The 14644-nt window shown below is 69.6% G+C and carries 14 protein-coding genes; 4 read left to right on the top strand and 10 right to left on the bottom strand.

The annotated features are described in order from the left end of the window. Window positions 1–27 precede the first annotated feature (27 nt). Window positions 28–663, top strand: coding sequence for a tRNA-(ms[2]io[6]A)-hydroxylase (locus UN84_RS08570; protein WP_046080295.1), 636 nt, complete (start codon window positions 28–30; stop codon window positions 661–663). Between the two features lie 33 nt (window positions 664–696). Next, window positions 697–4596: an AAA family ATPase gene (locus UN84_RS08565; protein WP_046080296.1), complete on the top strand. Its 3900-nt coding sequence runs from the start codon at window positions 697–699 to the stop codon at window positions 4594–4596. A 132-nt stretch (window positions 4597–4728) separates the two neighbouring features. Here UN84_RS08565 and UN84_RS08560 read toward each other — a convergent pair whose 3' ends face one another. Genes UN84_RS08560 through queC form a run of 4 tightly spaced genes read right to left on the bottom strand, consistent with a single transcriptional unit; the run spans window position 4729 to window position 7241 of the window. Further along, window positions 4729–4998 carry a YkgJ family cysteine cluster protein gene (locus tag UN84_RS08560; RefSeq protein WP_106487772.1) on the bottom strand — a complete coding sequence of 90 codons (270 nt, stop codon included), beginning with the start codon at window positions 4996–4998 and terminating at the stop codon, window positions 4729–4731. 14 nt (window positions 4999–5012) lie between these two features. Beyond that, the gene (locus tag UN84_RS08555; protein WP_046080297.1) at window positions 5013–5858 is read right to left on the bottom strand and encodes a 6-carboxytetrahydropterin synthase; all 846 of its coding nucleotides are present in this window, start codon (window positions 5856–5858) and stop codon (window positions 5013–5015) included. Then, window positions 5858–6499, bottom strand: coding sequence for a 7-carboxy-7-deazaguanine synthase (gene queE, locus UN84_RS08550; protein ID WP_046080530.1), 642 nt, complete (start codon window positions 6497–6499; stop codon window positions 5858–5860). Before queE ends, UN84_RS08555 begins: the two co-directional genes overlap by 1 nt. Then, window positions 6492–7241 (bottom strand): 7-cyano-7-deazaguanine synthase QueC, encoded by a 750-nt coding sequence (gene queC, locus UN84_RS08545; protein ID WP_046080298.1) that lies wholly within the window; start codon window positions 7239–7241, stop codon window positions 6492–6494. Before queC ends, queE begins: the two co-directional genes overlap by 8 nt. A 200-nt stretch (window positions 7242–7441) precedes the next feature. On the opposite strand from queC, the gene trhP reads away from it, so the two are divergent. Beyond that, entirely contained in the window at window positions 7442–8830 is a 1389-nt protein-coding gene (gene trhP, locus UN84_RS08540; RefSeq protein WP_046080299.1) for a prephenate-dependent tRNA uridine(34) hydroxylase TrhP, read from the top strand. Window positions 8831–8910: 80 nt separating this feature from the next. Continuing rightward, window positions 8911–9321 (top strand): SRPBCC family protein, encoded by a 411-nt coding sequence (locus UN84_RS08535; RefSeq protein ID WP_035598695.1) that lies wholly within the window; start codon window positions 8911–8913, stop codon window positions 9319–9321. 90 nt (window positions 9322–9411) lie between these two features. Here the strand turns inward: UN84_RS08535 and UN84_RS08530 are convergent, their stop codons facing one another. The 6 genes from UN84_RS08530 to UN84_RS08505 all read right to left on the bottom strand — a co-directional run bounded on the left by UN84_RS08530 (window position 9412) and on the right by UN84_RS08505 (window position 14558). Beyond that, window positions 9412–9648, bottom strand: coding sequence for a DUF2789 domain-containing protein (locus tag UN84_RS08530; protein ID WP_046080300.1), 237 nt, complete (start codon window positions 9646–9648; stop codon window positions 9412–9414). A 108-nt stretch (window positions 9649–9756) separates the two neighbouring features. Beyond that, window positions 9757–10809 (bottom strand): asparaginase, encoded by a 1053-nt coding sequence (locus UN84_RS08525; RefSeq protein WP_046080301.1) that lies wholly within the window; start codon window positions 10807–10809, stop codon window positions 9757–9759. A gap of 77 nt (window positions 10810–10886) precedes the next feature. Beyond that, window positions 10887–12110 (bottom strand): MFS transporter, encoded by a 1224-nt coding sequence (locus UN84_RS08520; protein WP_046080302.1) that lies wholly within the window; start codon window positions 12108–12110, stop codon window positions 10887–10889. Next, a complete protein-coding gene (locus UN84_RS08515; protein ID WP_046080303.1) occupies window positions 12097–12630 on the bottom strand; it encodes a hypothetical protein in 534 nt (177 codons plus the stop codon). Before UN84_RS08515 ends, UN84_RS08520 begins: the two co-directional genes overlap by 14 nt. A 3-nt stretch (window positions 12631–12633) precedes the next feature. Beyond that, entirely contained in the window at window positions 12634–13137 is a 504-nt protein-coding gene (locus UN84_RS08510; protein WP_046080304.1) for a hypothetical protein, read from the bottom strand. Window positions 13138–13196: 59 nt separating this feature from the next. Next, window positions 13197–14558: a DEAD/DEAH box helicase gene (locus tag UN84_RS08505; RefSeq protein ID WP_046080305.1), complete on the bottom strand. Its 1362-nt coding sequence runs from the start codon at window positions 14556–14558 to the stop codon at window positions 13197–13199. Window positions 14559–14644 lie beyond the last annotated feature (86 nt).

Raw genomic sequence — 14644 nt, 5'->3', positions numbered from 1 at the left:
TTCAGACACGAACCGCCGGACCCTTCGATGACCGCCATTGCCGACGCTCCATCCCCCGTTGACCTGTTGCCCGAGGGGCTGCTCGCCTTTCTTCACTGCCCGACCCCCGATGCCTGGATCGACTGGGCCCTCGACAACCCCGAGCTGCTGCTGATCGACCACGCCCAGTGCGAGAAGAAGGCCGCCTCCACGGCCATGAGCCTGCTCTACCGCTACGTGGATCACCCGCTGCTGCTGACCAAGATGTGCCAGCTGGCCCGCGAGGAGCTGCTGCACTTCGAGCAGGTGGTCAAGCTGATGGAGGAACGTGGCATCGTCTATCGTCACCTGTCGGCCTCGCGCTATGCCGAGGGGCTGCGGCGCCATGTGCGCACTGAAGATCCCGAGCGGCTGATCGATATCCTGATCGTGGGCGCGCTGATCGAGGCCCGCAGCTGCGAGCGCTTCGCCCGTTTGATTCCTCACCTTGACGATGAGCTTGCCAAGTTCTATCGCAGTCTGGTTAAGTCGGAAGGGCGTCACTATGAGGATTACCTGATGCTGGCCCGCCGGGCCGCCCCGGAGGCCATCGACGATCGCATCGCCTTCCTCGCCGCGCGAGAAGCCGAGCTGATCACCATGCCGGATACGGCATTTCGTTTTCACAGCGGTGTTCCCGCCTGAGTTCGGGGCGCCGCCCAGCAGGGCCTAACAATCATGCGGGATGCTTCCGACGCCGTAACCCGTGAAGAACAAGATCGCCTGGCGTTATTCGGTCATTTTTCGCTGACCCTAGGCGACGATGCGCTGACCCATTTCAGTTACGACAAGGTCAAGGCGCTGCTGGTCTACCTGCTGCTGCACGAGCAGCCGGTCAACCGCGCGACCCTCGCCGAACTGCTGTGGCCCGACCAGGGCCTCTCCTCGGGGCGGACCAACCTGCGGCATGCCTTGCACTGCCTGCGTCAGTCGCTCGGTGAGCAGGCCGAGGAGGTGCTGTCGGTATCCCGCCAGACCATCGCCTTCGAGCTGCCCGAGGCGTGGCGGTTCGACCTCCACGAGCTCCAGTCGATGCTCGAGGCACCCGCCGAGGTGGCGACCCTGGAAGACATCCTGGAGTGCTACCAGGGTGACCTGGTGGAGGAGCTGCAGCTCGCCGCCTGCGCCGAGTTCCAGCGCTGGCTGGTCCAGGTCCGCAACGAGTGGCGTCAGCGCGTGATCCGCTACGCCGAGGCGGTGCTGGAACAGTCCGAGCCGCTGCCCGATTCGCTGCTGGAAACCTTGGTCAGCCGTTTCTCCGGCTACGGGCCCTTTCACGAGCGGCTGGTGCGCCAGCTCGCCGAGCAGGGCCAGCTGGCCGCCGCCCACGAGCAGTACAACGCCTACCTTCAGCTGCTGGCGCTGACCGGCCAGCAGCCGGACCCCGCCTTCCTTCAGCTGGCGCGCTACTGGTCGGATGGCGTCCCCGACGAGGCCAACGCCCCCGGCGTCGGCTTCTCGCGTACCCTGGCCGCGGACAGCGCGCCGCTGCGCGACGACGAGATCGAGATGCGTCAGCTGTCGGTGATGGCGATTCGCCTGGAGCTGGACGCGGATCTTTCCACCCGCGGTGAGACCCGGGCCTGCCTAACCCTGCAGATCGAGCTGATGCGCTGGCTCGAGCAGCAGTGCCATCACCTGGGCGGCTTCTGGCTGCCCGGTGCCGCCGGCGGCATCGGGCTGGCCTGCTTCGGCACCCACGGTCCGGCCCACCAGCTCGCCGAGCTGGTGGCGCTCTACGAACACTGCCAGCGCTCGCTCTCAGACGAGTGCGTCCGTCACTGGAGCGGGGAGGGCGAGCCGCCGGGCATCTGCCTCGCCGCCGGCCTCAACAGCGGCCAGGTGGTCTACCTGCCGGAGCGCCACCTGGTCGACCCGCTGGGCGAGGTGACCCAGGGCGCGCTGGAACTGATGGCCGCCTCCCAGGGCAGCGAGCTGGTGATTTCCCAGCAGGCCAGCCAGCACATGCCGCCGGCGCTCGACCTTCAGCCGCGGCTTTCCTCGCGGTTGGTGGCCAGCGACGGCCGTGTGTGGCTGCGGGCGCTGGTCCTCGGGGCGAATGAAGGTGGGCGCGAGGCGCTGCCGCCGAGCCTGATCGGTCGCGAGGGGGCGCTGCGCACGCTGCGCGATGCCCTGGCCCGGGCCGGCATCGGGCTGCGCCAGAGCGTGCTGGTTCGGGGCCCTTCGGGGCTCGGCAAGTCGGCGCTGCTGGTCGGCTTCCGCCATCTCGAACAGAGCCGCGAGGCGGCGATCTGCTGGCAGCCCACCACCCGGCTGTCGATCCAGGAGCCCTATGGCGTGGCTCGGCAGCTGCTGCACTGGCACTTCGGCGATGACGTCGATGCCGAGCGACTGGCGTCGCTGATGCCGGAAGACCTCGGCGACGAGTCGCGGCTGCTGCTGGAGGAAGCGCTCGGCGTCTGCGAGCCCCGCGAGGTGGCCATGCTCACCCAGAACGGCGAGGCCGTGGAGCTGGTGGTCGGGGTGCTGCAGCGCCTGATCGAACGTCTCACCGAGTCGCGCACCCTGGTGCTGATGGTCGACGACCTGCAATGGCTCGACGAGCCCTCCTTCAAGGTGCTGGCCGGCCTCCAGGCGCGCCTGCCGATCAACTGTCCTTTCCTGATGGTGGCCAGCCACCACGGCCGCGAAGCGCTGCCGACCTCGCTCGACTGGGATCAGCAGATCACCCTCGGCCGGCTCGACCCCATGCAGTCGTCCCGGCTGCTCACCCAGCTGGCCCGGCGCTATCGGCTGCAGCTCAGCCCGCGCCTGCGCAGCCAGATCGTCGAGCGCTGCGACGGCGTGCCGCTGTACCTGCAGGAAATCTGCCGCCGCGTCGACCTGGATCGCCGCGAGGGGCGCCAGGTCGACCTCGACGAGCTGCCGCGGGGCCTGCTGGGGCTGCTGGCCAGCCGCATCGACCAGCTCGACGCCGACCGCGAGGTCGCCCACGTGGCGGCCGTGCTCGGCCGCCGCTTCCGGCTCGATTTCCTCGCCGAGTGCAGCGACCGGGAGATGCCGCAGCTGAATGCGGCGCTGGAGCAGATGATCCGCCTGGAGATCGTCGAGCCGGTCGACGAGACGGAAGAGGGGCGCGAGTATCAGTTCACCCATCAGCTGCTGCAGGAAGCGGCCTACCTGTCCTGCCCGCGGGACGTGCGTGTGGCCCTGCATCGCCAGGTCGTGTCGCTGATCGAGGAGCGCTTTCCGGTGTGGATCAGCCGCCACCCGGGCGATTTCGCCGTCCATCTGCGGCGCAGCGGCCACCATGCCCGCGGGGCGCGCTACTTCGAGCTTGCCGCCCGCGAGGCGCTCAAGGTCAGCGCCAACCGCACCGCGCTGCGCATGGCCGACTTCGGGCTGGCCAGCCTGCGTCACGTGGAAGGCCAGGAAGAACGCGAGGTCAGCCTGCACACGGTGCGTGGCCAGGCCGCCTTCGCTCTGGAAGGGCACGCCTCACCCACCGCCCACGAGAGCTTCGTGCGTGCCCGAGAGCTGCTGACCTGTACCGATGAGGTGCCGGAAGACAGCGAGGACCTGGAGCAGGTGTTTCTGGTCAAGTGGGGCCTGTGGGTCGGCTGCAGCCAGCGCAACGCCCACGCCGATGCCTTCCTGCTGGCCTCGCGGTTGGCGGACCTGGCCGCGCGGCTCGAGGACCCGCGCTACCGGCGCCTGGCCGATTTCGCCCGGGCCAGCTGCGAGTACTGGGCCGGCCGCATCCAGCAGGCCTACGAGCATCTCGAGGAGATCGACCCGCTCAATTCGCCGATGATGATCGAGTGGCTGCCGTTCTCCGATCATCCCCAGGTGGCGGCCACCTGCTTCCAGAGCTGGGCGCTGTGCCTGCGCGGCGACTATCATCGCGCTCAGCAGCAGGTGGAGTCGGCGATCCGCCTGGCCGAGCGCATCAATCACCCGGGCAGCCTGGCCATGGCGCTGATGTATGCCGCGGCGCTCTATCGCCAGGTGGGACACGAGCATCTGGCGTCCCAGCGCGCCGAGCGCGCCTACGAGATCACCGGCACGCCGGACCTGCAGCTGTGGCAGGTCTCGGCGCGGCAGGTGCTGGGCTGGCAGCGGGCGCTGTCCGGCGATCGCGAAGGACTCAAGCGCATCGAGGCGGCCCAGGAGGAGTTCGTCGAGGTCACCGGTCGCGATCCCTACCAGCGGCCCTCGCTGTGGTGGGTGGACGCCTGTACGTCGCTGGGCGAGCTGGCCCGGGCCGAGGACTATCTTGACCAGTGCCTGCTGATTGCCCGTGAGCGGACCACGCTGTTCGTCGCCGAACTGGCGGTGCACCTGGCGAAGGTGCGCCACCGCCTGGGGCATCCCGCCGAGGAAGTGCGCGGTCTGATCGAGCAGGCGCTCGAGCAGGCACGCGGCGACGGCAACCTGCACCAGCAGCTGTGCGCCCTGGAAGCCTGGCTGACGATGGTCGATCCGGAGGATGAGGACGCGCGCATGGCCTTCCGGGGCCTGCTGGGCGAGGTTAGTCACAGCGATGCCCCGGTGCTGGTGCGCTGGCGGACCCTGCTCGACAAGCGGCTGCCGCATACCGCCGACCTGGAGGACTGACGGCGCACACGCCTGAGGTGCCATGGAAGAAGCAAAACGCCCGGCGAGGCTCGAGAGACGAGCGTCGCCGGGCGTTTTGTGTCGTGCGGGAGGTCGTGTGAGAGAACCTTTGGAAGCGCGAGGCGTCGAGGCTCAGGTGGCGACTTCCAGCGCGGCGATCCGCGCCAGCGCCTGATCGCGGTGGTCGCCGCACAGTTCGCGGTCGTAATCGAAGCGGGCGCAGACCGCTGGCCGCTCGGGCCGGCCGAACAGCCGGCACAGGTTGTCGTCGTCGAGCTGGGCGCAGCGCACCCCGGCGGGCTTGCCGTCCGGCATGCCGGGGATCGGCGAGCTGATCGACGGCGCGATGCAGCAGGCGCCGCAGCCGGGGCGGCAGCCGCCGGCGTCCTGTTCTTCGCTCATGGCCGGGCGCGAGCTCACGCCTCGGCCTCCGCCAGCGCCCCCTTGTCGATGCCCTCGAAGGCCTGCACGCGGGTGGCGCGGCCGGTCTCGCGGGCGATCTCGCCGGCCAGCCAGGCGGCGATATGTTCCACCGTGGTCGGCGTCGGCATCGGGATGCAGCGCTCCCGCGGCAGGGTCAGGGCGAAACGCCCCTGTTCGGCCGTGTAGCGCGTGGTCAGGCGGCCGGTGAAGGCGGCATCCAGGCCCTCGACCACGTCGGCCTCGTCCACCAGGTAGCGATCCGCGAGGCGTTCGGCCCACTCGGTCTCGAGCGCCGGGCACCGTTCGCCGTCCTGCCACACGTGCAGCCGCGAGCGGTGGCCGTGGGCGATGCGCTGGCAGTTGCCGGCGTGGCGCTTGAGGCCGTGGCTGTAGGTGTAGGCGGCGCCGTCGATGGCCTCGTCGGTCAGCGTCAGGCGGATCGCCTCGACCCGGGCCGGCGGCTGGCGGCTGAGCGAGGCCGACAGGTGCTCGGCCAGGCGCTCGGCGGTGATGGCCGGCCAGGGCAGCAGGGCGAAAGCCTGGCGCGGGCCGCGGACCTCGAACGGGTAGGGCGACTCGGCGCGCACGCACACGCCCTCGGCGCACTCATGGACGCTGATGCCGGGCGCCTCGGTGGGCACCAGCAGGGTGTGATCGGGGCCCTGGTCGATGCGCGACTTGATCCACGGCTTGACCTCGCCGAAGTCGAACAGCATGCCGTCCTCGCCGAGCTCGCCGTCGAGTTCGGCGTCGACCCGCCAGCTGGCGCCGATCAGCCCGCGTTCGGGGCACCACAGGGAGGCGTCGAGATGGGTGAGGCGGTTGACGAACAGCGTCATCAGTCGATCCCCGTGATCTTGTGGGTCTGCAGTGAGAGCCGCCACTGCGGATGGCTCAGGCAGTAGGCCACGGTCTCGGCCGTGACGTCACCGCCGCCGACCGCTGCGGTGTCCATCGGCTGAAGGAAGAAATGATGGAAGTCCAGGTCGGTGAAGCGCTCGGGCGGGGCGTCGCTCTGCGGATAGACCAGCTTGAGCTCGTCGCCGGAGGTCTGGGCCAGCACGCTCTCGCCCTTGGGGCTGACGCACAGCCAGTCGATGCCCGGCGGGGCCGGCAGGGTGCCGTTGGTCTCCACGGCGACGTCGAAGCCGCGCTCGTGCATGGCGGCGATCAGGGGCTCGTCGAGCTGCAACAGCGGCTCGCCGCCGGTGAAGATCACCTGGGGCGTGGCGGTGCCCGGGGCATCCGGCCACAGCGCGGTCAGATGATCGACCAGGGCCTCGGCATCATGGAAGCGTCCGCCGTGCTGGCCGTCGGTGCCGCGGATGTCGGTATCGCAGAAGCGGCAGGCCGCGGCGGCGCGATCGGCCTCGCGCCCGGACCACAGGTTGCAGCCGCTGAAGCGGCAGAACACGCTGGCGCGTCCGGCCTGGCCGCCTTCGCCCTGCAGCGAGTAGAAGGCTTCCTTGACGCTATACATGGTCGGACCCTTCGGCGGCGTCGGCGGCGGCATCGGGCCGCTGTGAAGAGACGTCGGCCTCGTCGCCGGTGGTGTCATAAGCGATGGGGTCGACGGCGCCGTTGGCGGCGAAGGCCGAAAGCCGTTCGCGGCAGCTGCCGCAGCGGCCGCAGGCCAGGGCTTCACCACGGTAGCAGGTCCAGGTCCTGGCGTAGTCGAGCCCCATGGCCAGGCCCTCGGCGAGGATCTCGTCCTTGCCGGCGCGCAGGTAGGGCGCGTGCAGGGTCACCGGCTCGAAGTTGGCGATGCCGGCGACGTCGTTCATGGCCTCGACGAACTCGGGGCGGCAGTCCGGGTAGAGCACGTGATCGCCGCCATGGGCGCCGTAGTCGACCCGATCGGCGCCGATGTTGACCGCCTTGGCGATCGCCAGCGACAGCAGGATCATGTTGCGGTTGGGGACCACGGTGGCCTTGAGGTTGGCCTCGGCGTAGTCGGCGTCGGGCAGCTCCTGGCTGGAGTCGGTGAGCGCCGAGGCGTCGATCAGGCCATGGATGGCGGTGATGTCGACCACCTGGTGGGGCACGCCCAGCTCGCGGCAGACCTCGCGGGCGACCGCGAGCTCGCGGGCATGACGCTGGCCGTAGTCGAAGGACAGGGCGTGGACCTCGCGGCCTTCGCGCAGGGCGCGATGCAGCACGGTAAAGGAGTCCATGCCACCGGAGTAGATCACCACGGTGGCCGGTGCGGCGGATTCTGACATGGGATACCTGTGGGGCGGAGAATTTGTCTGCCCGGCGCGCGTCACGGGCGCGGCGGGACCTTGGCCGGGGTCCGGTCCGGCAGGGGCGCACAGTGTACTTGACCAACGGGACAGGCGCCAAGGACGCTGATCCATGTCATTCAGCGTGGACAGGCGACGTTGCTAGACTTCGCCCCTTTGCCGCCGGTGATGTGAGCCTCATGGAAGCCCCCGAACTGCTGTCGCCCGCCGGCACCGTCAAGAACATGCGCTACGCCTTCGCCTACGGCGCCGATGCGGTTTATGCCGGGCAGCCGCGCTACTCGCTGCGCGTGCGCAACAACGATTTCAGAGTCGACAACCTGCACGAGGGCATCGCCTATGCCCACGAGCGGGGCAAGGCGTTCTATGTGGCCTCCAACACCGCGCCGCACAACAGCAAGCTCAGGACCTACCTGCGCGACATGGAGCCGGTGATCGAGGCCGGTCCCGACGCCCTGATCATGTCGGATCCCGGGCTGATCATGATGATTCGCGAGCGCTGGCCCGATCAGGTGATCCACCTGTCGGTGCAGTCCAACGTCGTCAACTATGCGGCGGCGACGTTCTGGCAGCAGCAGGGCATCCGCCGCATCATCCTGTCCCGCGAGCTGTCGCTGCAGGAGATCGGCCAGATCCGCGCCGAGTGCCCCGACCTCGAGATCGAGACCTTCGTGCACGGCGCGCTGTGCATCGCCTACTCCGGGCGCTGCCTGCTCTCCGGGTACTTTAACCGCCGCGACCCGAACCAGGGCACCTGCACCAACGCCTGCCGCTGGAAGTACCGCAAGGTGACGGCCGCCGAGGACGAGACCGGCGACCTGGTGCCGGCCAATGCCGCCCACGACGCCAGCGGCATCTGGACACCGGGTCAAGACAGGAGGCAGGACGGCGGCATGATCGCCTCCGCCGGTGGCAGGGAGGGCCAGGACACGCTCACGGCGCTGATCGAGGACCGCTCGCGCCCGGGCGAGCTGATGCCGGTCCATGAGGATGAGCACGGCACCTACATCATGAACTCCAAGGACCTGCGCGCCGTTCAGCACGTCCCGAGGCTTGCCGAGATGGGCGTGGCCTCGCTGAAGATCGAGGGGCGCACCAAGTCACCCTACTATGTGGCGCGCACCGCCCAGGTCTATCGTCGCGCCATCGACGATGCCGTGGCCGGTCGAGCCTTCGACATGCGCCTGATGGACGAACTCGAGAACCTGGCCAACCGTGGCTACACCGAAGGCTTCTATCGCCGCCATGTCCACGACCTGTACCAGAACTACGAGCAGGGCCACTCGATGGGCGTGCACCAGCAGTACGTCGGCGAGGTGCTGGGTTACGATCCCGACCTCGGCGTGCTGGAGGTCGACGTCAAGAACCGCTTCGAGGTCGGTGACGGCATGGAGCTGATGCTGCCTGGCGGCAACCGCCGTTTCGCCCTCGAACGCATCGAGAACAAGCGCGGCGAAGCGGTGGGCGTGGCCCCGGGATCGGGTCACGTGGTGCGCATCCCCGTGCCGGGCGACGCCATCGCGCCAGAGCGTCTCGCGTATGGCCTGCTGATGCGCGACCTCGCCTGAGGCCGTGCCGGGCTGGACACCACCCGGGACCTTCGGTGAAGCTGACACGGCAGCACAGGCCCCCAGCACAAGGAACCGGCATGGCCACCATCGAACATCGCGCCATTCTCGAGGCGCCGCCCGAGCGTGTCTTCGCCCTGCTCGAGCGGGTCGAGGACTTCGTCGACTATTCGGACCTGATCGAGCGCATCGAGCCGCTGGGCGAGGGGCGCTATCGCTGGCACGTGCACGCGGTGCGCATGGACTGGACCTTCGAGGTGGCGATCACCGAGCATCAGCCGCCCGAGGTGCTGGCCTGGGAATCGCTCAGCGGGGTGTGGAACCGAGGCCGCTATCGGCTGACGCCGGTGCCCGAAGGCACCGAGGTGGCGCTGACCCTGGAGTACGAGATTCATAACCGGCTGGTCGAAAAGGCGGTCAAGCGCGCGGTGACACCGTTGGTCAATCGCGTCAGCCAGCAGATTCTCGACCGCGTCGCGGCCAGACTATAGCGTGATCCGAAAGCGAGAACGCCGCCCATCCGGGCGGCGTTCTCGTTTGGTGGCTTTGCTTTGTTCCAGGCACTTTCCGGCGCTGCCTGGTCAGCCCTTGCGCAGCGAGGCATTGAGATGGTCGACCACCTCGGCCCAGTCGGCGTCGGCTTCGAGCGCCTCGCGCAGGAACTCCGCCTGGCCTTCGTTCCAGCAAGGCGCGTCGGGCAGTTCCACGTTCTCGGGCAGCGGCGAGTGGCGCTCGATGAAGCGCTGGATGGCCGCCGGCTCCGAGGCCAGGCCGAGCTGTTCGAAGAGTTCGCTGAACGGATGATCGGGATGTTCCATGGCAGGGCACCTGTGCGGGCGGACGTGTGTCTCCACTCTAGCCGTTCGGGCCCCGTCATGGCGATGGTGCGGTCGAGGCGTCTTCAACGCTCGGTCCCCCGTTCCGCCTCAGGGGGCGGCACGCTCGCCGACCAGCGGGGTCAGGAAGCGCCGGCGCCGTTCCTCATCGGGGAGCGGCTGGGCCAGCAGGTGGACCAGCTTGGCCACGGCGGCTTCCGGCGTCATGTCGTCGCCGGACAGCACGCCGGCATCGGACAGCGCCTGACCGGCGGCGTAGTGGCCGATGGCCACCGCCCCGTGGGGGCACTGGCTGATGGCGGCGAGCAGCTTGCCCTCGCCGACGGCCTGGGCCAGTACGCCGGCCAGGCGCGGATCGTCGGGCACGTTGCCGCCGCCCCAGACCTCCAACAGCGCGCCCTTGACGCGATCGTCCAGCAGCCAGGCCTCGAGCTGCCAGGCGGCGAGCCCCGGCCACAGCACGATGCGCGGCACCGCGCCGGCGGCCAGCGGCGCATAGTCGGGCAGTTCGAAGCGTGGCGCGCCGCGCTGGGCACGCTCCAGGCCGCGGCCGGGGTAGAGCACGGCGTCGTCGTCGACCCATTCGCCGAGCGGCGGGTGGTTGGGGCTGACGAAGGCGTCGGCCTCGCGAGCCTGCCACTTGCGGCTGCGTGCACCGCGCAGCAGGCGGCCGGCGAAGCAGATCGCCACCTCCTGCAGCCGCGGATCGGCGGCGAAGCGCAGCGCCGCCTCGACGTTGGTCAGCGCATCGCTGCCGGGCGCTTCCAGCGGCTGCATGGCGCCGGTGATCACCACCGGGCGGTCCAGCCCCTGCAGCTGATAGGCCAGGCTGGCGGCGGTCCAGGCCAGAGTATCGGTGCCGTGGATCACCACAATGCCGGCATGGTCGGCGTAGTGTTCGGCGATCAGCCCGGCCAGGCGCTGCCAGTCCGCGGGGGTGGCGGCGCTCGAGTCGATGGGCGTCGGCGTGGCGATGAGTCGGAAGTCGGCCAGTCCGGCCTGGCGCGCCGGGGGCAGGGTCGCCAGGGTGCGACGCAGGCGCGACTCGATGTCGTGGCCGGGGATCAGTCCGTAGGGACTGTCCACCATGCCGAACGTGCCACCGGTGTAGATCACCAGCAGGGAAGAAGCGGTTGACGTCATGGGAGCTCCAGGCGGAAGACACCCACCATGATAGGGCGCCGGCGCCGGCACACAAGAGGGCCTGGGGTGGGGCGGGGTCAGCGCACCACGAGGTGGCCGGTCTCGTCGCTGGCCAGGCGACGATCGCGTCCGGCCAGCAGGGCGAAGACCATGGCGGCGGCAGTCACGGCCGTCAACGCCAGGGTGATGCCTGGCAGCCCCAGGTCTAGCTCGAGCATCACGCCGATGCCCAGCGGGCCCAGCGAGGCCAGGGCGTAGCCCACGCCCTGCACCATGCCGGAGAGCTTGCCGGCCAGTCGGGCATCCGCGGTACGCAGCACGATGAGCGACAGCGCCAGGCTGAAGCCGCCACCCTGGCCGAAGCCGAGCAGCGCCACGCCGGCCCAGCGCCACTCGATCGGTCCCTGCAGCAGTACCCAGAAACCGCCGGCGATCAGGCTCAGCACCAGCATCAGCGCCGGTCGCTGGTCGCGGCCGAGGCGGGCCAGCCAGGGGGCGGACAGCGCCGCGCCCAGCTGCAGCATCACCGAGGCGCCGGTCATCCAGCCGGCCTCGGCGTCGTCGTAGCCGCGTTCCACCAGCAGGGTCGGCAGCCAGCCGAAGACGATGTAGGCCAGCGAGGACTGACAGCCCATGTAGAGGGTGACCTGCCAGGCCAGTGGCTGGCGCAGCAGCGCGCCGGTATCGCCGCGGGCCGAGGCTTGCCTCCGCGGTGGCGGTGATGCCGGCATCAGCGTCTGCCAGGCGATCAGGCTGATCGCCGCGAGCGCCGCCCAGCTGGTGAGCGCCGGCGCCCAGCCGTCCAGCGTCTCGGCCAGGGGGATGCTGAGGCCGGCACCCAGGGCGCCTCCCAGGCACAGCGCCATGGTGTAGACACCGGTCATCAGGTCGGCGCTGTCGGGAAGCTCTCGCTTGACCAGCCCGGGCAGCAGCGTGCCGGCGACGCCGATGGCGGCGCCCACCAGCAGGGTACCGCCGAACAGCCACGCCGGTGCGGCCAGTCCGCGCAGGGCGAGGCCGACGGCCAGGATCAGCAAGGCCAGCGACAGGGTGCGCTCGGGGCCCAGGCGTCCTGACAGCCAGGGCGCCAAGGGGGCGAAGAGTCCGAGGCAGAGTACGGGCAGGGTGGTCAGGGCGCCGATGGCCAGCACCGGCAGGCCGCTGTCGGCTTCGATGCGAGGGAGCAGTGGGGCCAGTGACGATAGTGCCGGCCGCAGGTTGAGCCCGACCAGCACCATCAGGGCGATGAATGCCAGGGAGGAAGGCGCGGCCCGTCGGCGCGCGCCGTCAGTGATCGCCATCCGGCTCCTCCGTCTGTCGACGGCGCTGCCAGCGTGCGGCGAATTCGGCCTCACCCTCGAGCTCATCGGCCGCGCCGAACTGCAGGTGCCGCCCGTCGGACTGGGCGTCGCTGTTGGCACGCTGGCGGATGCCGCTGACGTCCTCGCTGCTGACCAGATCGAAGTCGCCGTGGGTCATGGTGTGCGCGACCAGCGGCCCGTCGTAGGTCCAGCAGCGCTGGGGAACCTTGGAGACGTGCCACCGCTGGCCCTGCCAGTGGGCGATGCCGTCGGCGTCGAGCCGGAAGGCGTCGTCCGGCAGCAGGGCCGCGAACAGACGGGCGTTGAGCACCAGGCCGTTGTCGATCATTTCCACGGGGCCCTGGTACTCGCCCCGCTTCAGGGCGCTGAGCATGTCGTCACGGGCCCGCTTGCCCTCGGGAGTGATCCTGCCCTCGCCGCACAAGTGCAGCAGGTCGCCGTCGACCTGCTTGATGACCCAGACGCGAATCGGGGGCTTGCCGAACAGTCGCTTCCACATGGTTCAGCTCATATGTTGACGCAGGTCGCCTCTCACACTGTCGATCAGGGTGATGAAGTGGCTGTCGCCGCTGGCATCGATGCGATCGACCCGCGCCATGCTGGCCAGGCTGCGATCGACCAGCAGCTGGTCGAAGATCTCCAGCGTGATGGATTCGACGCCGGCCTCTGCCGGCGGCAGGGTGCCGTCGGTCAGGGTGAAGCTCGGCAGCAGGGCGGCGCGTACGCGGGTGGCGCCGCCCTCGGCGAGGACCCGGCGCACGAACAGCCAGCCCTCGCAGGCCAGCCGCTCCCCCGATTCGAGCTCACGCTGGAAGAGGGTGCGATAGCAGGCCCCCTGGGTCGCGGCCTTGTCGGCCATGCTGCGGTAGGCTTCGGTGGTGCGCTGGGCCGAGACCCCGGCGGATTCCAGCTGCTGCCAGGCCGCGCGATGCTCGCGGTCGAGTTGTGCCTGGCGCTGAAAGCGCTGCCAGAGTCGGTAGTCGTTGATCAGCTCTCGCGTGTCCATGGGCATCCTTGCAGGCGTCGTGTCGGCCGATAAGGCGAATACATTCGCATTATCGGATATCAATTGCCAGTGCGCTGGCGATCCTGTCCGCCGCGCCGACGCCGGCGCCGCCCCGGTGACTGGCCGTCGCGGTCGCCGCCGTTTCCGCCATGGTTACCGCCGGCGCTGCTGCGGTTGCCACCGTTACCGCTGCGACCACCGCCGCCGTTGCCGCGACCGTTGCCACCACGGCCATTGCCGCCACGGCCACGATTGCGGCCGTTCTCGATCGGCTCGGGCTTGGCGTTGGGGTCGGGCTCGAAGCCGGGCTCGACGTGCTTGGTCAGGTCGCGCTTCATCAGCTTCTCGATGTTGCCGAGCAGACCATGCTCGTCGACGCACACCAGCGATACGGCCTGGCCGTCGTGACCGGCGCGACCGGTGCGGCCGATGCGGTGCACGTAATCTTCGGCCACGTTGGGCAGCTCGAAGTTGACCACGTGGGGCAGCTCGTCGATGTCCAGGCCGCGGGCGGCGATGTCGGTGGCCACCAGCACCTGCAGGTCGCCGGATTTGAAGGCGGTCAGCGCGCGGGTGCGGGCCGACTGGCTCTTGTTGCCGTGGATCGCCATGGCCGAGATGTCACGCTTGTCGAGGTGCTCGGCCAGGCGGTTGGCGCCGTGCTTGGTACGGGTGAAGACCAGCACCTGGAACCACTGGCGGCTGCTGATCAGGTGGGTGAGCAGATCACGCTTGCGTTCGCGGTCGACCCGGTAGACGGCCTGGTCCACGGTCTCGGCGGGAGTGTTGCGGCGCGCCACCTCGATCAGCGTCGGATCGTCGAGCAGCTTGTTGGCCAGCGCCTGGATCTCCTTGGAGAAGGTCGCCGAGAACAGCAGGTTCTGGCGCTGCTCGGGGAGCAGCTTCAGCACCTTCTTGATGTCGTGGATGAAGCCCATGTCGAGCATGCGGTCGGCTTCGTCCAGCACCAGGATCTCGACCCCGGAGAGGTCGACGTGGCCCTGCTGCTGCAGGTCGAGCAGACGGCCGGGGGTGGCCACCAGAATGTCCAGGCCCGGGCGGATGGCATCCACCTGGGGCTGCTGGCCGACGCCGCCGAAGATCACGTGGGAGGTCAGCGGCAGGTGTTGTCCGTAGTCGCGCACGCTGTCGCCGACCTGGGCGGCCAGCTCGCGGGTCGGGGTCAGCACCAGGGCGCGCACGCCGCGCTTGGCCGGGCGACGGCCGTCCTTGAGGCGCTGCAGCATGGGCAGGGTGAAGCCGGCAGTCTTGCCGGTACCGGTCTGGGCGCTGCCCAGCAGGTCGCCGCCGCCGAGGACGGCGGGGATGGCCTGGCTCTGGATAGGAGTCGGGGTGGTATAGCCCTGGGCGTCGATGGCGCGCAGCAGCTCGGGGCACAGGCCAAGGTCGGAAAAGGTCATGCAGTCTCCGCGGCAACGTCCCGCCCGATCCGTCGCGCGGGGCGGTCGGATCGAGACGGAACGAGGGAATGAGGTGAATCGCGGCG

The organism is Halomonas sp. HG01 (assembly GCF_000968715.2).
Classification (GTDB): Bacteria; Pseudomonadota; Gammaproteobacteria; order Pseudomonadales; family Halomonadaceae; genus Halomonas; species Halomonas halophila.
This window is presented reverse-complemented; position numbering and strand designations above follow the sequence as displayed.